The organism is Kitasatospora sp. NPDC088134, assembly GCF_044741705.1.
In the GTDB taxonomy this organism is placed as follows: domain Bacteria; phylum Actinomycetota; class Actinomycetes; order Streptomycetales; family Streptomycetaceae; genus Kitasatospora.
Genome location: NZ_JBIUTD010000006.1, coordinates 133,918 through 153,473, shown reverse-complemented (window position 1 = coordinate 153,473; position 19,556 = coordinate 133,918). Strand labels below are relative to the sequence as shown.

Sequence of the window (19,556 nt, the reverse complement as noted above, 5' to 3'; positions counted from 1 at the left end):
CGGAACGGGGGCCCGGGCTGCACTGAAGCCGACAGGGCAGGGGCAGCGCGGGGAGGCAGTGGCAGTGATCGAGATCAGGCCGACCACCGACGAGGACTTCGACACCTTCGTCGACACCATGCACGGCGCGTTCGCGCTGTTCCGCGAGGCCGGGGAGGGCCGGAGCGGGGCCTGGTGGTCGGCCTTCGAGCTGGACCGCGGGCTGCTCGCGCTGGCGGAGGACGGCCGTCCGGTCGGCACCGCGGGCGCGTACACCCTGGAACTGACGCTGCCCGGCCCGGCGGTCGTCCCGGTCTCCGGGGTGACGGGCGTCGGCGTGCTGCCCTCGCACCGGCGGCGAGGCATCCTGACCGAGCTGATGCGCCGTCAACTCACCGAGCTGCGGGCCCGCGGCGAGGCGCTCGCGGTGCTGCTCGCCTCCGAGGCGCTGATCTACCGGCGCTACGGCTACGGCCCCGCCACCTACACCCAGTGCTACACGGTGCCCAGGCACCGGGCCGCGCTCACCCCGCCGCGCGGCGGGGCCGCCCCCGCCGACACCGCCGGCACGGTCGAACTGCTCCGCCGGGAAGACGCCGTCGACCTGCTGGAACAGGTCTACGACCGCTACCGGCGCACCCAGCCCGGCGCGGTCTCCCGGCCGCACCGCTGGTGGGCGCTCGGCGCGGGCCAGCCGCCGGTCTCCTCGGCCAAGCCCCGCTACATCGCCCTGCACCGGGACGCCGACGGCACCCCCGACGGCTACGCCTGCTACGCGATCGAGGACCCGCGCTCGCTGGTGGTCGACGAGACGGTCGCCGCCACCGACGCCGCGTACACCGCGCTCGCCTCCTACCTGCTGAACCACGACCTGGTCCAGGAGGTGGTGTTCAAGCACTTCCCGCCGGGGCACCCGCTGCCCTGGCAGCTCGCCGACTACAAGGCCGGGGTGCCGGGCAAGCACACCGACTGGCTCTGGGCCCGGGTGCTGGACGTGCCCGGCGCGCTCACCGCCCGCGGCTGGCAGACCGACGGCGAACTCGTCCTCGACGTCACCGACCCGTTCCTCGGCGAGCACCACCGCCACCTGCTGGCCGTCCGCGACGGCCGGGCCGAGTGCGTCCGCACCGACCGCGAGCCCGACCTCTCGCTCGACATCAGCGACCTCGGCTCGATCCTGCTCGGCGGCACCTCCCCCGGCACCCTCGCCCGGGCCGGCCACCTCCGCGCCCACCGACCGGACGCCGCCGCCCGCGCCGACGCCCTGTTCCGCGCCGAGCGCGACCCGCACTGCCTGCACTGGTTCTGACGGGCGGCCGGCTCCCGCCGACCCCGACGGCCCGTCAGGTCACGTCCCTGGTCATGTCGACGAAGCGCGAGTAGTGGCCCTGGAAGGCGACCGTGATGGTGGCCGTCGGGCCGTTTCGGTGCTTGGCGACGATCAGGTCGGCCTCGCCCGCGCGCGGGGACTCCTTCTCGTAGGCGTCCTCGCGGTGCAGCAGGATAACCATGTCGGCGTCCTGCTCGATCGAGCCGGACTCGCGCAGGTCGGAGACCATCGGCTTCTTGTCGGTGCGCTGCTCGGGGCCTCGGTTCAGCTGGGAGAGCGCGATCACCGGGATCTCCAGCTCCTTCGCCAGCAGCTTGAGGTTCCGGGACATGTCCGAGACCTCCTGCTGCCGGCTCTCGGCCCGTCTCGACCCGCCGGCCTGCATCAGCTGCAGGTAGTCGATCACCACCAGCCGCAGGTCGTTGCGCTGCTTCAGCCGCCGGCACTTGGCCCGGATCTCCATCATCGACAGGTTCGGCGAGTCGTCGATGTACAGCGGCGCCGCGCTCACCTCGGGCATCCGCCGGGCCACCCGCGTCCAGTCGTCGTCCGTCATGTTGCCCGACCGCATGTGGTGCAGCGCCACCCGCGCCTCCGCCGACAGCAGTCGCATGGCGATCTCGTTGCGCCCCATTTCGAGCGAGAAGATCACGCTCGGCAGGTTGTTGTGGATCGAGCAGGCCCGCGCGAAGTCCAGCGCGAGCGTCGAGTTGTGGGTGGGCACCATCGAGCGGGTGGCCAGGTACAGGTGGTCGGGGTTGTCGACCTCGACGCACCGGACGGGCACGCTGTCGACCTCGCGGACCTCCACGATGTAGCGCTGCCGCAGCTTCGGCCCGGCCGGACGGCGGCGCTCGGCGTGCACCGCGCGCTTGCGCGACAGCCCGAAGACCTCACCCGTCGGGGTGAAGGTGATGGTGTACAGGGTCGAGGACTGCTCCGAGCGGCCGTTCACCCGTCTGGTGGCCAGGCCGCAGCGGTGTCCGAGGCCGACGATCAACTCCCGGAAACCCTCGGCGAGTTCTCGGCTCGTCACCGCGAACTGCACCGACCCGGTGGCGTTGACAGTGCCGTCGGTGTCCAGCAGCCCGGCCAGCAGGGCCCGCCGCTGGGCGACGGAGCCGCGCAGGTAGGCCGCCGGGATGTGCTTGCGGCCCAGCACCCCGAGATCGCGCAGGGTGGTCAGCAGGCTGCCGTGCCGCCGCGAGCAGTCGGCGCAGCGGGGCTCGGAGAACGGCGAGGTGCACGGGGTGCCGCAGACCGCGCAGGCCCGTTCGAAGGTCTCGGGCTCCGGCACGTCGTAGCGCAGCGCGTAGGTCGGGGTGTCACCGATCCGGCGGGCCGTCAGGCCGTCCGCGGCCAGGCGCTCCAGGACCTCCGGGTCGGTGGTGGTGATCCGGGCGGCGTCGGTGTGGCCGTCGCCCAGCCAGGCGCCGAGGGCGTACGGCGGGACGGGCAGGTCCTGCTCGGGCAGGTCCAGCGGGGCGGTGGTGCGCACCGAGTGGTTGGCGCGGCCGTCCTCCGTCACGCAGCGGACGGTGGCCGCGATCTCCTTGGTGGTGACGATCCGTCCGGGGGCGCCCGTACGACGGGCGGCCCGGGTCTCGGTGAGCCACTGGTGGTCGGCGTCGGCGACCACCGCGGTGCCGTCGTCGAAGGTGACTTCGTAGCAGGGGCGGTCGGTCATCACCTCGGTGGCCGCGACCACCCGGGTCGGGCGGCCGTCCGCGTCGAGCAACAGGTCGCCGACCGCCACCTCGCCCATGGTGGTCCAGCCACCGGGCGTGGGCAGCGGAGTGTCGAGGGCGAGCGCCTTGCCCATGGCGGGGCGGGCGGCGATGACGATCATCTGGCCGGGGTGGAGGCCGTTGGTGAGGGCGTCGAAGTCGGCGAAGCCGGTGGGGACGCCGGACATCTGGCCGGAGCGGGAGCCGATGGCCTCGATCTCGTCGAGGGCGCCCTCCATGATGTCGGCGAGCGGGGCGTAGTCCTCGTTGGTGCGCTGCTCGGTGACGGCGTAGATCTCGGCCTGGGCGGCGTTGACGATGTCGTCGACGTCGCCCTCGGCGGCGTAGCCCATGCCGGCGATCCGGGTGCCGGCCTCGACCAGGCGGCGCAGGACGGCGCGCTCGTGGACGATCTCGGCGTAGTACTCGGCGTTGGCCGCGGTGGGGACCGAGTTGACCAGGGTGTGCAGGTAGGAGGCGCCGCCGACGCGGACCAGCTCGCCGCGCTTGGTGAGCTCGCCGGCCACGGTGATCGGGTCGGCGGGCTCGCCGCGGGCGTAGAGGTCGAGGATCGCGCCGTGGATCAGCTCGTGGGCGGGGCGGTAGTAGTCGGCGGGCTTGAGCACCTCGACGACGTCGGCGATGGCGTCCTTGGAGAGCAGCATGCCGCCGAGCACCGACTGCTCGGCCGCCAGGTCCTGCGGGGGGACCCGCTCGAAGCCCTCGCCGCCGCCGAAGCCGGACTCCCGGTCGCCGTCCCGGTCCCGTCCGCCGCCCTTGCCGTCGCGTCCGCCGCCCTTGCCGTCCCGGCGCTGGAAACCGCCGCCGGAGCCGCCGCCCTGGGTGCCGGGGGCGTTCGAACGGCGGGTGACGGGCAGCCGGTCGCCGGGGACGTCGGGGAAGGCGTCCGGCGGGAAGGCGTCGTCCGACGGCTGCCAGTCGTCCTCCGGGGGCGGCGGGGCGTCGTGGTCGTCGTACTGGGGGCCGGTCACGCGTGTTCCCCGTTCAGCGAATGGTGCGAGTCGGTGCGGGCCTGTCCGGTGCGTACCGTCGTCGGCGCCTGTCCTTCTTACGGTACCGATCCGACAGTGTCCGCCTCGCCCGGGTCGGCGCTGAACGGCCGTCAGGTCCGGCCCGTGTCACGGTACGTGGCGCCCTCGGACCCGGACGGTTATCCACAGGGTGTGTGGATAACCGTCCCCAGCCTGTGGAGAACCCCGGCAAAGCTGTGCACAACCCTGTGGATAACCATCCAATCGGCCTAACGCCACCCCCATTGAGCTGGGGATAATCACTCTTCGGCCTGTGCATGAGAAATTATTCACACAAACCGGACTCGACCCGAAGAGGCGTTCGACACACTCTCCACCCCGGATCGAGTAAGTGTCATAAAGGGTTAGCATCCATTACCTGTGGATGAGTAGGCTGGGCCCATGCCCGTAAGAACGCCCGCCCCCGCCCGGCCCGCCGCCGACCGCCGCCGGCACGACCGGGAGATCCTCGCCCTGGCCGTCCCGGCCTTCGGCGCCCTGGTCGCCGAGCCGCTGTTCCTGATGGCCGACTCCGCGATCGTCGGGCACCTCGGCACCGCCCAGCTGGCCGGCCTGGGCATCGCCTCGGTCGTGCTCACCACCGTGGTCGGCGTGTTCGCCTTCCTCGCCTACGCCACCACCGCCGCGGTGGCCCGCCGGATCGGGGCCGGCGACCGCCGGGCCGCGATCCAGCAGGGCGTCGACGGGATCTGGCTGTCGCTGCTGCTCTCCGCCGCCCTGGTGGTGCTGACGCTGGCGTTCGCCCCGCAGGCCGCCCGGCTGCTCGGCGCCTCCCCCACCGCCGAGCCGTACGCGGTGGCGTACCTGCGGATCAGCGCCCTCGGGGTGCCCGCGATGCTGCTGGTGCTGGCCGCCACCGGCGTGCTGCGCGGCCTCCAGGACACCCGGACCCCGCTGCTGGTGGCGATCGGCGGGTTCACCGCCAACCTGCTGCTCAACCTCGGCCTGGTCTACGGCGCCGGCCTCGGGGTGGCGGGCTCGGCCTGGGGCACCGTGCTCGCGCAGAACGCGATGGCCGCGGTGTACGTGGCGGTGGTGGTCCGCGGCGCCCGCCGGGAGGGCGCCGCGCTGCGCCCCGACCGGACCGGCATCCGGGCCTCGGCCCGGGCCGGCGGCCCGCTGCTGGTGCGCACGCTGAGCCTGCGGGCGGTGCTGCTGCTGGCCACCGCGGTCGCCGCGCACCTGGGTGACGCGGAGGTGGCGGCCCATCAGATCACCATGACCGTCTGGTCCTTCGTGGCCTTCGCGCTGGACGCGGTGGCGATCGCCGGCCAGGCGATCATCGGCCGCTACCTCGGCGCCGGCGACCTGCCCGGCACCCGGGGGGCGACCCGGCGGATGATCGAGTGGGGCGTCGGCGCGGGCGTGCTGTTCGGCCTGCTGATGGTGCTGGCCCGGCCGCTGTACGTCCCGCTGTTCAGCGCCGACCCGGCGGTGCGCGGGCAGCTGTCCACCGCCCTGCTGCTGGCCGCGCTGACCCAGCCGGTCGGCGGGCTGGTGTTCGTGCTGGACGGCGTGCTGATGGGCGCGGGCGACGGCCGCTACCTGGCCCGGGCGATGCTGGCGACCCTGCTGGTGTTCGTCCCGGCGGCGCTGGCGGTGCCGGCGCTGGGCCTGGGGCTGGCCGGGCTGTGGTGGGCGATGAACCTGTTCATGCTGACCCGGGCCGCGTTCCTGGCCGGCCGGGTCCGCACCGGCCACTGGATGGTCACCGGCGCCGTCCGGACCTGAGCGCCGGGAGAACGGCCGGAGGGCCGGACCCCGCGAACGGGGTCCGGCCCTCCGGCCTGCGTTACTGCTGCGTTCAGGCGGCGACGACGTTGACGTCGAGGTTGGCCTGGACGTCGGCGTGCAGCTTGACCGAGACCTTGTGGGTGCCCACGGTCTTGATCGGCGAGGCGATCGCGACGGCGCGCTTGTCCACGGCCGGGCCGCTGGCGGCCTTGATGGCCTCCACGACGTCGGCCTGGGTCACCGAGCCGAACAGGCGGCCGGCGTCGCCGGAGCGGACGGCCAGCTTGACCTGCAGGCCCTCGAGCTTGGCCTTGACCTCGTTGGCGGCCTCGAGGGTCTGGATGGCGTGGATCTTCCGGGCGCGACGGATGGCGTCGACGTCCTTCTGACCGCCCTTGGTCCAGCGGATGGCGAAGCCGCGCGGGACCAGGAAGTTGCGGGCGTAGCCGTCCTTGACCTCGACGACCTCGCCGGCGCTGCCGAGGCCGGGGACCTCGTGAGTGAGGATGATCTTCATGCTTGGGTCACCCTCTCTTAGCGCGTGGTGGACGTGTAGGGCAGCAGCGCCACCTCACGGCTGTTCTTCACAGCCGTGGCGACGTCGCGCTGGTGCTGGGTGCAGTTGCCGGTGACCCGGCGGGCACGGATCTTGCCACGGTCGGAGATGAACTTCCGCAGCAGGTTCGTGTCCTTGTAGTCCACGTACGTGGCCTTGTCCTTGCAGAAGACGCAAACCTTCTTCTTCGGCTTGCGGGGGGGCGGCTTCGCCATGGTGTGTGCTCCGTTGAGTACGAGATCTGTCAGCGTTGCCGGGCCTCAGGAGGCCCGGCCCGCACCGCTTAGAACGGGGGCTCTTCCGAGTAGCCGCCGCCGGAGTTGCCACCCCAGCTGCCGCCGCCCTGGTTGGACGAGGGGGCACTGGACGCCCACGGGTCGTCGGACGGAGCCGACTGGCCGCCGGAGTTGCCACCCCAGCTGCCGCCCTGGTTGCCGCCGCCGCCGTAGCCGCCACCCTGCTGACCGCCGCCGCCGAAGCCGCCGCCACCGCCCGGACCACCGGTCCGGTTGGCGCGGGTGACCTTGGCGGTCGCCGAACGCAGGCTCGGGCCGACCTCATCGACCTCGACCTCGAAGACCGTCCGCTTCTCGCCCTCCTTGGTCTCGTAGGACCGCTGGCGCAGCCGACCCTGCACGATCACGCGCATGCCGCGCTGCAGGGACTCGGCCACGTTCTCCGCGGGCTGACGCCAGACGTTGCACGTGAGGAAGAGGCTCTCGCCGTCCTTCCACTCGTTGGTCTGGCGGTCGAAGGTGCGCGGAGTGGACGCGATGCGGAACTTGGCCACCGCCGCACCCGACGGGGTGAAGCGGAGCTCGGGGTCGTCGACGAGGTTGCCGACGAGGGTGATGACGGTCTCGCCTGCCATGTGGTGATGACCTCTCGGAAAGAAGTTCTGCGGTGCTCGTCAGCGGTGTTCCACGGGGAACACCGGACGCGAGCCTCCGGCGCGGGCGCCGGAAGGGCTCAGTGGGTGTCCGGGCGCAGGACCTTGGTCCGCAGAACCGACTCGCTCAGGCTGAGCTGGCGGTCGAGCTCCTTGACGACCTCGGGCGTGGCCTTGAGGTCGATGACCGAGTAGATGCCCTCGGACTGCTTGTTGATCTCGTACGCCAGGCGACGACGACCCCAGGTGTCGACCTTCTCAACCTTGCCACCGCCGGTGCGGACGACGTTGAGGAAGCTCTCGATCAGGGGAGAGACAGCGCGTTCCTCGACCGAGGGGTCGAGGATGACCATCACCTCGTAGTGACGCATGTGTAACCCACCTCCTTTGGACTCAACGGCCACGGTGTCTCCGTGGCAGGAGGGCTTTGCGCGTCGGCACCGGTGGTGGCGGGCATGCGGGCACGCCCCTACACCGGTGCAGAGGGGCCAGCCTACCGGGTGGGCCGACCGGTGGACAAAACAGCGCCCTCCCGGGGTTGTCACTTCGGTCACATCGGTCGCAACCTGGACAGAACGAACGTTCCCCCTCCCCCGGAGGTGAGCCCCATGGCCCAGACCGCGCACCGGCCGCAGTTCACCCTCAACACCGACGGCCACCCGCACCCGCGGGAGAACGCCCTCGTGGGCGTGACCGTCCTGCTCGGCGCGATCGCCTTCATCACCTCGTTCTTCCACCACCTGCACCTGCTGACCTCCTGGACCGGCCTGTTCGGCGTCGCCGCCGGCCTGACCGGACTGTTCCTCTCGGTGACCACCGCGGAGCGCTTCCTGGTCGTGCTGGGCACCGGCGCGGCCGCGTTCGGCCTGTTCCTGGGGGTGGCGCACGGCGGCCTGTTCGGCGGCGTGTGGTGACCCCCGGGCGCGGCCCCGGCTAGCCCGGGAACCGGTCCGCTCGACCTCCGGTGCCCTCCGGACGCACCCCCTGCACGGGTGCGAACGGGGGGCGCCGCCACGTCCGGCCCGGTCCGGGCCGGAGCGGGGATTCGGGCGGCGATAGGGTCACCCCTGGGTAGACCCGACGAGGAGGAGCACGGAGCATGAGCCTGCGGTTGCGGACGATCACGCGTGAGGAGCACCTCGCCTTCGTGCAGAGCCGGACCTCGGCCAGTCACATGCAGGTGCCGTCCTGGGCGGACGTCAAGGCGGAGTGGCGGTCGGAGAGCCTGGGCTGGTTCGACGCGTCCGGCCGGATCGTCGGGGCCGGACTGGTGCTGTACCGCCAACTTCCCAAGGTGAAGCGGTACTTGGCATACCTGCCGGAGGGCCCGGTGATCGACTGGTTCGACGGCGACCTGGACGGCTGGCTGAAGCCGATGCTGGCCCACCTGAAGGCGCAGGGCGCGTTCACGGTGAAGATGGGCCCGCCGGTGGTGATCCGCCGCTGGGAGGCGCAGACCATCAAGGACGCGATCGCCGGCAAGCAGGCCAAGCGGCTGCGCGACGTCGAGCCGGACTGGTACGAGCCGCGCGCGGCGGAGACCGCCGAGCAGCTGCGCCGCTCCGGCTGGCTGCAGGGCGAGGACGGCGGCGCGGGCTTCGGCGACGTGCAGCCCCGCTACGTGTTCCAGGTGCCGCTCGGCAACCGCTCGCTGGACGACGTGCAGCGCGGCTTCAACCAGCTGTGGCGGCGCAACATCAAGAAGGCCGACAAGAGCGGCGTCGAGGTCGTCCAGGGCGGCTACGAGGAGCTGGCGGTCTTCCACCAGCTCTACCTGGTGACCGCCGAGCGCGACCGCTTCACCCCGCGCCCGCTGTCCTACTTCCAGCGGATGTGGAAGGCGCTGTCCGCCGAGGACCCGAACCGGATGCGGCTCTACCTCGCCTACCACGACGGCGAGGCGCTGGCCGCGACCACCATGCTGACGGTCGGCGAGCACGTCTGGTACTCCTACGGCGCCTCGGCCAACCACAAGCGCGAGGTGAAGCCGTCCAACGCGATCCAGTGGCGGATGATCCGGGACGCGTACGCGCTCGGGGCGAGCGTCTACGACCTGCGCGGCATCAGCGACACCCTGGACGAGGACGACCACCTGTTCGGCCTGATCCAGTTCAAGGTCGGCACCGGCGGCCAGGCCGCCGAGTACCTCGGCGAGTGGGACTTCCCTCTCAACAAGCTGCTGCACAAGGCCCTCGACATCTACATGTCGCGCCGGTGACCACCGCGCCCACCACCACCGCGCCCACCACCCCGGGGAGAACGCCGTGTCCTTGACGATGTACGTGGAGACCGACCTCTGGCGGGCGCACCAGCAGCGGCTGCTGGCCGAGTTCCCCGGGCTGGTCCCGGTGGCCAAGGGGAACGGGTACGGCTTCGGCAACGCCCGGCTGGCCGGCGAGGCCGTCCGGCTCGGTGTGCCGATGCTGGCGGCCGGCACCGCCGACGAGGCGGCGGCGCTGGCCGCCGTCTTCCCCGGCGACCTGCTGGTGCTCACCCCGTTCCGGCCCGGCGAGCCGGACGTCCGGCTGCCGGCCGGCCGGGTGGTGCGGACCGTCGCGCACCCCGAGGCGCTCGCCGCGCTGCCGCCCGGGACCCGGGTGGTGGTGGAGTGCATGACCAGCATGCGGCGGCACGGCGTGGCGCTGTCGCGGCTGGCCGAACTGCCGGTGCAGCACCTGGTGCTGGAGGGCTTCGCGGTGCACCTGCCGCTGGACCGGCCGGACGGCAGCGACCCGGTCGACGAGGTGGCCGGCGTGGTCCGGGCGATCGCCGACGCCGGGCTGCCCACCGGCCGGATCTACCTCAGCCACCTGGCCGCGAAGGACGTCCAGCGGCTGGCCGGCCAGTACCCCGGCACCGAGTTCCGGTCCCGGATCGGCACCCGGCTCTGGCTGGGCGAGGTGGCGGCGCTGGCCTCCCGGGCCACCGTCCTCGACGTCACCCCGATCGCCTCCGGCGAGCGCTACGGCTACCGGCAGAACAAGGCCAAGTCGGACGGCCACCTGCTGGTGGTCACCGGCGGCACCGCGCACGGGGTCGGCCTGGAGGCGCCCAAGTACGTGAGCCGGGCGGTCGACAAGGCGAAGGGGCTGGCCCGGGCCGGCCTGGCCACCGTCAACCGGACGCTCTCGCCGTACTCGTGGCAGGGCAAGCAGCTGTGGTTCGCCGAGCCGCCGCACATGCAGGTGTCGATCCTGTTCCTGCCCGGCGAGATCGCGCCGCCGGCGATCGGCGAGGAGCTGAAGCTGACGATCCGGCACACCACCACCCACTTCGACCGGGTGGTCGAGCGCTGAGCCGACCGCGGCGCAGCAGCGGTACGACGGCAGGAAGCCTGCCCGCCGGGGACGGCGGGCAGGCTTCCTCGCGTGCGGGGCCGGGCGGGCCTACTCGGGGCGCGGACCGGGCTCCGGCTCCACGGCGGTGGTGCCGGTGGCGGGGAGGGGCTTCGCCAGCCAGTCGTCCTGCGGGGCGTACGCGGCGTAGCTCGCCTCCTCGCGCAGGCCGCGTGCGGTACCGAGGACGAACCGGTCCGGGGCGCCGTCCAGCACGCCGCCGGACGGGTCGTCGCTGCCGTCCCAGCGGACCGGGTCGCGGTCCGGGTACAGGATGTCGCGGACCACCACGTAGCAGAGGTACAGGGTGCCGACCAGGTGCAGCGCGATGGCGAAGTGGTACCAGTCCTGGTCGATGCCGTGGTGCTTGTTGTCGCTGATGTTCGCCAGGTACGACCAGACGCCGAGGAAGTACAGCACCTCGCAGGCCTGCCAGATCAGGAAATCGCGCCAGCGCGGCCGGGCCAGCGCGGCCAGCGGGACCAGCCAGAGCACGTACTGCGGCGAGTAGACCTTGTTGGTCAGCACGAAGGCCGCCACCACCAGGAAGGCCAGCTGGGCGAAGCGCGGGCGGCGGGCGGCGCTGACGCCCAGCCAGGCGATCGCCAGGCAGCAGAGCACCAGCAGGACGGCGATCCAGGTGTTCAGGGTCTCCAGGTTCCGGCCCTTGTTGACGCTCTGCATGAAGATCAGCCAGAAGGAGCCGAAGTCCTCCTTGCGGGTCTGGCTGAAGCTGTAGAACGTCACCCAGCCCTTCCAGTTGGCCAGCATGATCGGCAGGTTGACGACCAGCCAGGCGCCGGCCGCGCCGCCCAGCGCCTGCCCGAACTCCTTCCACCGGCCGGCCCGCAGGCAGAGGATCAGCAGCGGGCCGAGCAGCAGCACCGGGTACAGCTTGGCGGCGGTGGCCAGGCCGATGAACACGCCCGCCCAGACCGGCCGGGAGCCCGACCAGTAGGCCATCGCCACGGCGGCCAGCGCCACCGCGAGCAGGTCCCAGTTGATGGTGGAGTTCAGTGCCAGGGCCGGGGCCAGCGCGAACAGCAGGGCGTCCCACGGGCGGCGGCGCTGGGTGCGCGAGGTGGCGACCACGGCGACCACCGCGCAGATCATCAGCATCCCGGCGTTGACCATCCAGAACCACTGCTCACGGCTCATCACGTCGCCGGTGCGGGTGGTCAGCCAGGCCGCGATCTGCATGAACAGGCCGGTCAGCACCGGGTACTCGAGGTACTGCATGTCCGGCGAGCTCTGCGGGATCGGGTCCAGGTACGGGTGCAGCCCGTCCGCGAAGCCGCGCCCGGTGAACAGGTGCGGGATGTCGCTGTAGCAGGCCTTGGTGTACTGGGTGGCGGCGCCGTGGAACCAGCCGTCGGTGTAGCACGGGGCCTTCTGGAACAGGCCGATCACGTAGCAGGCGATCACCGCCAGCGCGAGGAACTTGGCCGGCGTCCACCAGGACACCCCGAGCAGCGCCCGGCGCCCGGGCGGGCCGCCGAGCAGTTCGCTGCCGGCCGCCGCGACCGGGTCCTCGTCCGCGGGCACCACCACGGTATTCGGCAGCGGTCCCTCGGCCTGGGCGGGGCCGGGCGCTGAGGTCTCGTCACGAAGGCTGGACGTCATGGCGCACATACTGCCGCACGGCCCCGCGCAATCGAAGAGGGGCACGGGGACGCGCTCGCGTCCCCGTGCCCCTCCGGATCGGTGCCTCCCGGCGCTAGCCGCCGGTGTTGACGCCGCCGCCACCACCGCCGGGGCCGCCGCCCCCGGGGCCGCCGGTCTTGGTGGGCGGGGAGGTCGGCTGCTTGGTGTTGCCGGTGCTCGGGCAGAGACCGAGCAGACAGTCCGGGGTCTTGCTGGAGGTCGGGCCGGGGGTCGGCGGGCGCGGCGTGCTGCTCTCCGTGGGCATGGAGGGCATCGTCGGCGGCTGCTCGACCGGGGGCGCGGACGCCGGGGCCGAGGCCGAGGCGGACGCGGTGGCCGGGGCGCCCGAGGAGTCGACCTGGTCGCCCCAGGGCGCCGGGGTCGGGAAGGCCTTCGGGTTCCCGGGGCCGACCACCTTCATGTACCGGGTGAAGATCTCCGCGGGGAAGTCACCACCGTGCACGTCGCTCTTGCCGCCGGTGCCGTCCAGCGACTGCAGGCCCGCCTTGGTGGCCGGGTCCTCGCGCCACATGCTGACCGAGGTGGACAGGGTCGGCGTGAAGCCGATCCACCACGCCGACATGCCGTCGTCGGTGGTGCCGGTCTTGCCCGCCACCGGGAAGCCGAGCTCGTTGGTCTTGGTACCGGTACCGTTCTTCGCCACGTTGTAGAGCACGTCGGTGATGTTGTCCGCGACCGCCTGGTCCAGCGCGGTCTTCGGCGCCGGCTTGCCGATGTTCGGCAGGTCCTTGCCGTGGTACTTCACCGAGGTGACCGAGTACGGGTCGGTCTGCTGGCCGCGGGCGGCGAACACCGAGTACACCGAGGCCATCCGGATCGCGCTCGGGGTCGAGGTGCCCAGCGGGAAGGTCAGCGTGCTGGACGGGGCCAGGCTCTCCTTGCGCAGGCCCAGCTTGAGCGCCATGTTCTCGACGTTCTTGCCGCCGACGTCCTGGCCGAGCTGCACGAACGGCACGTTGTACGACCACTGCATGGCCTGGCGGAGCGTCACGTAGCCCTTGCCGCCGCCGTCGCTGTTGCGCTGCTTGTAGGGCTTGCCGTCGTCGCCGATGGCCGGGGTGCCGTCCGGGCGGCGGATCACCGACATGTTCTCGGCCAGGTAGCGCGAGTTCGGGTTGATCTTGGCCGGCTGGCCGTCCTCGCCGTTCTTGGTGAGGACGCCGTTCTCCATCGCGGTCGCCAGCACGATCGGCTTGAAGGTCGAGCCGACCGGGACGCCCTTGGCGTCGGCGTTGTTGGTGAAGTGGTTCTTGTCGATGCCCGGGCCGCCGTAGATCGCCACGATGGCGCCGTCGTTGGGCACCACCGAGGCCGCGCCGATCTGGATGTTCTGGTCCTTCGGCTCCTTGTCCGGGTGGAGCCGGGCCGCCTGGAAGTCGTCGACGGCCTTCTTCAGGGCGTCGACCTTGTCCTTCTGGAAGGTGGTGTGGATCTCGAAGCCGCCGCGGTCCAGCGCCGCCTGGGTGATGCTCGGGTCCTGGGCCATCACGTACTTGTTGGCGGTGTCGACCAGGTAGGAGATCTCGCCGTTCATGTCGGCGTTCGCCTTGACCTGGATCGGCTCCGGGAAGTCCTTGCACTTGGCCCGGTCCTCGGCGGACAGCACCTTGGTGGTGACCATCCGGTCCAGGATCCAGTTCCAGCGCTCCACCATGCGCGCGTGGTTCTCCTTGCTGAGGCTGGGGTCGTAGAGGCCCGCGCCCTTCAGCAGGCCCGCCAGCATGGCGCCCTGGCAGTTGTCGATCTTGCTGGCGTCCACGCCGTAGTACGCCTGCGCGGCGGCCTGGATGCCGGTCGCGCCGCGGCCGAACCAGCTGGTGTTCAGGTAGCCCTCGAGGATCTCCTCCTTGGTCTTCGACCCGTTCACCTTCAGCGTGATGAAGAACTCCTTCGCCTTCCGCGACAGGGTCTGGTCCTGCGACAGGTAGACGTTCTTCACGTACTGCTGGGTGATGGTCGAACCGCCTTGGGTCTCCCCGCCGGTGGCCATCTTGTAGACGGCGCGGGCGATGCCCTTGGGGTCGATGCCGGAGTCGGTGCGGAAGGTCGAGTTCTCCGCCGCGATCACCGCGTCCTGGGCGGACCGGCTGATCGCCGAGAGCTCCACCAGCTGCTGGTTGGTGGAGCCCTTGCGGACCATCTCGGAGCCGTCGGCCCAGTAGTAGGTGCTGCTCTGGATCTCCAGCGCCTTCTTCGCGTTCGGCACCTCGACCAGCGCGTAGGCGGTGCCTATCGCCGCCACGCCGCCGCCGAAGAAGACCAGGAACAGGCTCAGCACCTGCTTCCAGGAGGGCATCCAGCGCCGGAAGCCCTGCTTGCCGAACCGGGGGTAGTCGATCAGCCGCTTCTTGCCCGGCTTGCCGGGCCTGCCGCCGCGACCGGCCGCCCGGCCGCCGCCGGAGCCACCGGAACCGCCGTCGCCGGAGCCGCCACCCTTGCGGGACTGCTTGCGCATCTCCGCCCGGGTCGGCCGCGGCTGCTCGGGGGTCTGCCGGACCGCCCGTCGCAGACCCGGCTCACCGCCGGGGCCGCTTCCGTACTCGGGTGCGCCCTCGACCGGGTTGCCGTAGGCATACGGCCTGCCCGCGTCGGCGTTCCGGGGTGGCTGCTCGCCCCCGGGGTCGGCCGACCTGCGCCGGTGTTCGCTCATCTCTCAGCAGCTCCTCGGTCCAGGGTGCACAGGCGAAAGAGTACGGCCCCAAAAAAGGTCTCCAATCGGGCATTACGAGCCAACCGGGACGAACCGACCGGGATTCATTACACGCCCGTTGCCCAAACCCCTTGTGATCGCGGTTACGCGTGCCCCCCTTGCTCCTTTCGTGACCCGGGATTAGTGTGGCCGATATATCGAGCCGATACATCGGCGCGACACATCGGCCCGGCATACTCTGCCGGGCCGGCCCCCGGTCCGGACGAGCAGGACCCTCACGGAAGGAGGAAGGCGGCATGAGCCGACGCTCCGGCGTCCTCGAATTCGCCGTCCTCGGCCTGCTCCACGACGCGCCCATGCACGGCTACGAGCTGCGCAAGCGGCTCAACGTGCTGCTGGGCTCCTTCCGGGCCTTCTCGTACGGAACGCTCTACCCCTGTCTGAAGAGCCTGGTCGCCCAGGGTTTCCTGGTCGAGGACAACCCGGACGTCGAGTACGTCCCGGCCACCGCGCTCAACGGCAAGCGGTCGAAGATCACCTACCGGCTCTCCCCGGAGGGCAAGCAGCGCTTCGAGGAGCTGCTCGCCGACTCCGGCCCGGAGGCCTGGGAGGACGAGCACTTCGGCGTCCGCTTCGCCTTCTTCGGGCAGACCGACCGGGCCGTCCGGATGCGCGTGCTGGAAGGCCGCCGCAGCCGGCTGGAGGAGCGGCTGGAGCGGATGCGCAGCTCCGTCGCCCGCACCCGCGAGCGCTTCGACGACTACACCCTCGAACTCCAGCGCCACGGCCTGGAGTCGGTGGAGCGCGAGGTCCGCTGGCTCAACGAGCTGATCGAGACCGAGCGGGCCACCAGGACCGGACGCGGACCCGCGTCCCCCGACACTTCGGACGGCCGTGGCCCGGCCGCCGGGTCCCCGGACCCGACCGGGCCACCGTACGACCGCCCGGGGCGCTCCTGACCGGAGTGCCGCAGCACCGCGCCGGCTCCGCCGCCCGCGGCGAGGCGTGGGCGCCCCGCGCGCCCGTCTGACAGACAGAACATGTGGAACGAGGACCCCGCCACAGCACGGCGGACCTCATGAGATTCAGGGAGCAACCGGAATGGGTTCGGTTCGCGTAGCCATCGTCGGCGTGGGCAACTGCGCCGCCTCGCTGGTGCAGGGTGTCGAGTACTACAAGGACGCCGACCCGGCCGGTAAGGTCCCGGGCCTGATGCACGTCCAGTTCGGCGACTACCACGTGAAGGACGTCGAGTTCGTCGCCGCCTTCGACGTGGACGCCAAGAAGGTCGGCTTCGACCTGGCCGACGCCATCGGCAACAGCGAGAACAACACCATCAAGATCTGCGACGTGCCGCCGACCGGCGTCACCGTGCAGCGCGGCCACACCCTCGACGGCCTGGGCAAGTACTACCGCGAGACCATCGAGGAGTCCGACGAGGCTCCGGCCGACGTCGTGCAGGTCCTGAAGGACCGCCAGGTCGACGTCCTGGTCTGCTACCTGCCGGTCGGCTCCGAGGCCGCCGCCAAGTTCTACGCCCAGTGCGCCATCGACGCCAAGGTCGCCTTCGTGAACGCCCTCCCGGTGTTCATCGCCGGCACCAAGGAGTGGGCCGACAAGTTCACCGAGGCCGGTGTCCCGATCGTCGGCGACGACATCAAGTCCCAGGTCGGCGCGACCATCACGCACCGCGTGATGGCGAAGCTCTTCGAGGACCGCGGCGTCATCCTCGAGCGCACCATGCAGCTGAACGTCGGCGGCAACATGGACTTCAAGAACATGCTCGAACGCGAGCGCCTGGAGTCCAAGAAGATCTCCAAGACCCAGGCCGTCACCTCGCAGATCCGCGACCGCGAGCTGGGCGCCAAGAACGTCCACATCGGCCCGTCCGACTACGTGGCGTGGCTCGACGACCGCAAGTGGGCGTACGTCCGCCTCGAGGGCCGCGCGTTCGGCGACGTCCCGCTGAACCTCGAGTACAAGCTCGAGGTCTGGGACTCCCCGAACTCGGCCGGTGTCATCATCGACGCCGTGCGCGCCGCGAAGATCGCCAAGGACCGCGGCATCGGCGGCCCGATCCTCTCCGCGTCCTCGTACTTCATGAAGTCCCCGCCGGTGCAGTACTTCGACGACGAGGCCAAGGAGAACGTCGAGAAGTTCATCCGCGGCGAGGTCGAGCGCTGAGCGCAGCGAAGCCTGCTCGCTGTTGCCGGTGAGCGCTGAGCGCAGCGAAGCCTGCTCGCTGTCATGGCTGAGCGCTGAGCACTGAGCACCGGGTGCTGATTTTCCGGTGATCCGACGTTCTGCCAGGCGGTGCCGGAGGGCCGTCCCGTTTTCGAACGGGGCGGCCCTCCGGCGTTTCACCGGCGGGTCAGGACCAGGTCGCGTTCCAGGTGATCGGGCCGACGATGCCGTCCACGCCCAGGCCGTGGCGCTGCTGGAAGGCCCGGCAGATCTGCGCCGAGGCCGGGCCGTACCAGCCGTCCGCGGTGATCGCCCAGCCCCGGGCCGCCATCCGGCTCTGCCACATCAGCACGTCGTCCCCGTGCAGCATCGGGGTCTGCAGCTGCAGGTACCGCCCGGGCCAGCGCGGGGCCTGCGCCGCCGGCGCCGTCGCCTGCCCGGAGGTCCGCGCCGAGGGCACGCCGCCGAGCCCCGGGTCGGCGGAGACGGTGCCCTCGGGGTAGGCGGGGACGCCGTAGCCGTACGGGGAGCCGGGGCCGCGGCGGTTGCGGGTGCGGCGGTAGACGCCGTCGCCCTGCGGGGAGCCGCCGGTGTTGGTGTTGCCCTCGACGGTGGTGATGGTGTCGGCGTCGTAGGCGACCACCACGCCGGTGTGGGTGCCGCCGTCGGGGCCGAGGTAGAACGGGCCGCCGAGCACCGGATATTCGGTCCAACGGCCTTGCTGCTTCCACCAGTTGACGGCGTAGAGGCAGGAGGCGGTGATCGGCCAGAGCCCGTCCATGCCAACCTGGTGGGCACCCCAGGACTCGAAGGTCGCGCACCAGGGCTGGCCGTCGGACCACTCCAGGCCGGGGGTCTCGGTGCTGTAGCGCTGGTGGTTGTTCCAGCTGCCGTCGGGGTCGCGTCCCTCGTGCTGACCGACCTGGCCGAGCAGCAGGGCGGTGAACTCGTCGCGCATGGGAGCCTCTCGTGGTGCGTGGTGCGTCGGTCCCTCCCCCGGGTTCCTCCCCGGGTGCTCAACGACCGGACGGCGTCCAGGACATCGGTGCCGCGCCGGTGACCGGTCGCCGTCCGTTGGCGGATGTTTCACGTGAAACGCCGCCGGGCTCGTGGCACCCTTGGCGGGTGATCACCGAACGGCCCCCGCGGGAGGCCACCCTCAGCGGGCTGCTGCACGGGCCGGGCTTCCGGCGGCTGCTGACGGTCCGGCTGCTCTCGCAACTGTCGGACGGGGTGTTCCAGGCCTCGCTGGCCACCTACGCGATCTTCTCGCCGGACCACCAGTCCTCCCCGGTCGAGATCGCCGCGGCCCTGGCCGTGGTGACGCTGCCGTTCTCGGTGATCGGCCCGTTCACCGGGGTGCTGCTGGACCGCTGGCGGCGGCGCCAGGTGCTGCTGAGGGGCAACCTGGCCCGGTTCGGCATCGGCCTGCTGACCACCGCCCTGGTGCTGATCGAGGCGCCGCGCGGGCTGGTCTACACGGCGGCGCTGCTGCTGATGGCGTTCAACCGGTTCATCCTGGCCGGCCTGTCCGCCGCGCTGCCCCGGGTGGTGACCGCCTCCGAACTGGTCACCGCCAACGCGGTGTCACCGACCCTGGGCACCGTCGCGGCGGCCGGCGGCGCGGGCCTCGGTGTCCTGATCCGGCTGGTGATGTCGCCCGGCCCGGGCGCGAACGCCGCGATGGTGGCGCTGTCCGCCCTGCTGTACCTGTCCGCCGCGCTGGCCGCCCGGCGGATCGGGCCGGACGAGCTGGGCCCCGAGCGGCGCAGCGAACTCCCGTTGCGCGAGGCCCTGTCGACCACCTGGCACGACCTGCTGGGCGGGGTGCGGCACCTGCTGCGGGACTGCCGTCCGGCGGTGCACGCGCTGGCCGCGGTGACCCTGGCCAGGTTCGGCTACGGGGTGCTGACCGTGGTGGTGCTGATGCTGTCCCGGTACACCTTCAACGACCCGTCGGACGTGGACGGCGGACTGGCCACCCTCGGCCTGGCGGTCAGCATGTCCGCGGTGGGCTTCGGCCTGGCCGCGCTGGTCAGCCCGTGGTGCACCCGGCGGCTGGGCCTGTCCGGCTGGATGGCGGTCTGCCTGGCCGGCGCCGCGGTGATCGTCCCCGCGCTCGGCACCAGCTTCCGGCAGGTTCCGGTGATGGCCGCCGCACTGCTGCTCGGGGTGGCCACCCAGGGCACCAAGATCTGTGCGGACACCCTGGTCCAGGAGTCGGTGGAGGACGAGTTCCGCGGCCGGGTGTTCGCCCTCTACGACGTGCTGGTGAACGTCGCGTTCGTGGCCGCGGCCGGGGTGACCGCCCTGGTGCTGCCGCTGCACGGGCGCTCGGTCCCGGTGCTGGTCGGCCTCGGCGTGCTGTACGCGGTCGGGGCGCTGCTCTACTTCCGGGCCTCCCGCCGGGCCGGGCAACCGGCCTGACGGGGGCCCAGCCCGACGGGGCCACGGC

The 19,556-nt window shown here is 71.7% G+C and carries 16 protein-coding genes; 8 read left to right on the top strand and 8 right to left on the bottom strand.

All coding sequences use genetic code 11. The features are described 5' to 3' along the window. Positions 1–67: 67 nt before the first annotated feature. Complete coding sequence (locus ACIOHG_RS12440; RefSeq protein WP_400949265.1) at positions 68–1,288, top strand: GNAT family N-acetyltransferase; 1,221 nt, start codon at positions 68–70, stop codon at positions 1,286–1,288. A 34-nt stretch (positions 1,289–1,322) separates the two neighbouring features. Here the strand turns inward: ACIOHG_RS12440 and dnaB are convergent, their stop codons facing one another. Beyond that, positions 1,323–4,028: a replicative DNA helicase gene (gene dnaB, locus ACIOHG_RS12435; RefSeq protein ID WP_400948815.1), complete on the bottom strand. Its 2,706-nt coding sequence runs from the start codon at positions 4,026–4,028 to the stop codon at positions 1,323–1,325. 441 nt (positions 4,029–4,469) lie between these two features. Between dnaB and ACIOHG_RS12430 the strand changes: the two genes are divergently transcribed. Further along, on the top strand, positions 4,470–5,819 hold the full coding sequence (locus tag ACIOHG_RS12430) for an MATE family efflux transporter (protein WP_400948813.1): 1,350 nt from the start codon (positions 4,470–4,472) through the stop codon (positions 5,817–5,819). Between the two features lie 73 nt (positions 5,820–5,892). Here the strand turns inward: ACIOHG_RS12430 and rplI are convergent, their stop codons facing one another. The 4 genes from rplI to rpsF all read right to left on the bottom strand — a co-directional run bounded on the left by rplI (position 5,893) and on the right by rpsF (position 7,638). Continuing rightward, positions 5,893–6,339, bottom strand: coding sequence for a 50S ribosomal protein L9 (gene rplI / locus ACIOHG_RS12425; protein ID WP_400948812.1), 447 nt, complete (start codon positions 6,337–6,339; stop codon positions 5,893–5,895). A 17-nt stretch (positions 6,340–6,356) separates the two neighbouring features. Continuing rightward, entirely contained in the window at positions 6,357–6,593 is a 237-nt protein-coding gene (rpsR, locus tag ACIOHG_RS12420) for a 30S ribosomal protein S18 (RefSeq protein ID WP_014136990.1), read from the bottom strand. 68 nt (positions 6,594–6,661) lie between these two features. Next, positions 6,662–7,249 (bottom strand): single-stranded DNA-binding protein, encoded by a 588-nt coding sequence (locus tag ACIOHG_RS12415; RefSeq protein ID WP_400948810.1) that lies wholly within the window; start codon positions 7,247–7,249, stop codon positions 6,662–6,664. A 98-nt stretch (positions 7,250–7,347) separates the two neighbouring features. Further along, complete coding sequence (gene rpsF, locus ACIOHG_RS12410) at positions 7,348–7,638, bottom strand: 30S ribosomal protein S6 (protein ID WP_400706710.1); 291 nt, start codon at positions 7,636–7,638, stop codon at positions 7,348–7,350. A 237-nt stretch (positions 7,639–7,875) separates the two neighbouring features. On the opposite strand from rpsF, the gene ACIOHG_RS12405 reads away from it, so the two are divergent. The 3 genes from ACIOHG_RS12405 to ACIOHG_RS12395 all read left to right on the top strand — a co-directional run bounded on the left by ACIOHG_RS12405 (position 7,876) and on the right by ACIOHG_RS12395 (position 10,563). After that, complete coding sequence (locus tag ACIOHG_RS12405) at positions 7,876–8,181, top strand: hypothetical protein (RefSeq protein WP_400948808.1); 306 nt, start codon at positions 7,876–7,878, stop codon at positions 8,179–8,181. 185 nt (positions 8,182–8,366) lie between these two features. Then, on the top strand, positions 8,367–9,485 hold the full coding sequence (locus ACIOHG_RS12400; protein WP_400948805.1) for a lipid II:glycine glycyltransferase FemX: 1,119 nt from the start codon (positions 8,367–8,369) through the stop codon (positions 9,483–9,485). Positions 9,486–9,531: 46 nt separating this feature from the next. Beyond that, positions 9,532–10,563: an alanine racemase gene (locus tag ACIOHG_RS12395; protein WP_400948803.1), complete on the top strand. Its 1,032-nt coding sequence runs from the start codon at positions 9,532–9,534 to the stop codon at positions 10,561–10,563. A 90-nt stretch (positions 10,564–10,653) separates the two neighbouring features. Here the strand turns inward: ACIOHG_RS12395 and ACIOHG_RS12390 are convergent, their stop codons facing one another. Together ACIOHG_RS12390 and ACIOHG_RS12385 are read right to left on the bottom strand one after the other, a co-directional pair. Further along, positions 10,654–12,234 carry a glycosyltransferase family 87 protein gene (locus ACIOHG_RS12390; protein WP_400948800.1) on the bottom strand — a complete coding sequence of 527 codons (1,581 nt, stop codon included), beginning with the start codon at positions 12,232–12,234 and terminating at the stop codon, positions 10,654–10,656. Between the two features lie 85 nt (positions 12,235–12,319). Continuing rightward, positions 12,320–14,917, bottom strand: a complete 2,598-nt coding sequence (locus ACIOHG_RS12385; protein WP_400948798.1) for a transglycosylase domain-containing protein — start codon at positions 14,915–14,917, stop codon at positions 12,320–12,322. Positions 14,918–15,213: 296 nt separating this feature from the next. Between ACIOHG_RS12385 and ACIOHG_RS12380 the strand changes: the two genes are divergently transcribed. Beyond that, complete coding sequence (locus ACIOHG_RS12380; RefSeq protein ID WP_400948796.1) at positions 15,214–15,876, top strand: PadR family transcriptional regulator; 663 nt, start codon at positions 15,214–15,216, stop codon at positions 15,874–15,876. Between the two features lie 142 nt (positions 15,877–16,018). Next, positions 16,019–17,101 (top strand): inositol-3-phosphate synthase, encoded by a 1,083-nt coding sequence (locus ACIOHG_RS12375; RefSeq protein WP_014136999.1) that lies wholly within the window; start codon positions 16,019–16,021, stop codon positions 17,099–17,101. Between the two features lie 187 nt (positions 17,102–17,288). On the opposite strand, the gene ACIOHG_RS12370 is transcribed toward ACIOHG_RS12375, so the two are convergent. Beyond that, positions 17,289–18,059 (bottom strand): peptidoglycan-binding protein, encoded by a 771-nt coding sequence (locus tag ACIOHG_RS12370; RefSeq protein WP_400948793.1) that lies wholly within the window; start codon positions 18,057–18,059, stop codon positions 17,289–17,291. Positions 18,060–18,226: 167 nt separating this feature from the next. Here ACIOHG_RS12370 and ACIOHG_RS12365 point away from each other — a divergent pair, with 167 nt between their 5' ends. Continuing rightward, the gene (locus ACIOHG_RS12365; RefSeq protein ID WP_400948790.1) at positions 18,227–19,528 is read left to right on the top strand and encodes an MFS transporter; all 1,302 of its coding nucleotides are present in this window, start codon (positions 18,227–18,229) and stop codon (positions 19,526–19,528) included. Positions 19,529–19,556: the final 28 nt, after the last annotated feature.

Bases quoted from the DNA above. Each gene is read 5' to 3' on its own strand.
- ACIOHG_RS12370 (WP_400948793.1), bottom strand. From the start codon at position 18,059: ATGCGCGACGAGTTCACCGCCCTGCTGCTCGGCCAGGTCGGTCAGCAC.
- rpsF (WP_400706710.1), bottom strand. From the start codon at position 7,638: ATGCGTCACTACGAGGTGATGGTCATCCTCGACCCCTCGGTCGAGGAA.
- rpsR (WP_014136990.1), bottom strand. From the start codon at position 6,593: ATGGCGAAGCCGCCCCCCCGCAAGCCGAAGAAGAAGGTTTGCGTCTTC.
- ACIOHG_RS12375 (WP_014136999.1), top strand. From the start codon at position 16,019: ATGGGTTCGGTTCGCGTAGCCATCGTCGGCGTGGGCAACTGCGCCGCC.
- ACIOHG_RS12385 (WP_400948798.1), bottom strand. From the start codon at position 14,917: ATGAGCGAACACCGGCGCAGGTCGGCCGACCCCGGGGGCGAGCAGCCA.
- ACIOHG_RS12415 (WP_400948810.1), bottom strand. From the start codon at position 7,249: ATGGCAGGCGAGACCGTCATCACCCTCGTCGGCAACCTCGTCGACGAC.
- ACIOHG_RS12390 (WP_400948800.1), bottom strand. From the start codon at position 12,234: ATGTGCGCCATGACGTCCAGCCTTCGTGACGAGACCTCAGCGCCCGGC.
- ACIOHG_RS12400 (WP_400948805.1), top strand. From the start codon at position 8,367: ATGAGCCTGCGGTTGCGGACGATCACGCGTGAGGAGCACCTCGCCTTC.
- ACIOHG_RS12380 (WP_400948796.1), top strand. From the start codon at position 15,214: ATGAGCCGACGCTCCGGCGTCCTCGAATTCGCCGTCCTCGGCCTGCTC.
- ACIOHG_RS12405 (WP_400948808.1), top strand. From the start codon at position 7,876: ATGGCCCAGACCGCGCACCGGCCGCAGTTCACCCTCAACACCGACGGC.
- ACIOHG_RS12430 (WP_400948813.1), top strand. From the start codon at position 4,470: ATGCCCGTAAGAACGCCCGCCCCCGCCCGGCCCGCCGCCGACCGCCGC.
- rplI (WP_400948812.1), bottom strand. From the start codon at position 6,339: ATGAAGATCATCCTCACTCACGAGGTCCCCGGCCTCGGCAGCGCCGGC.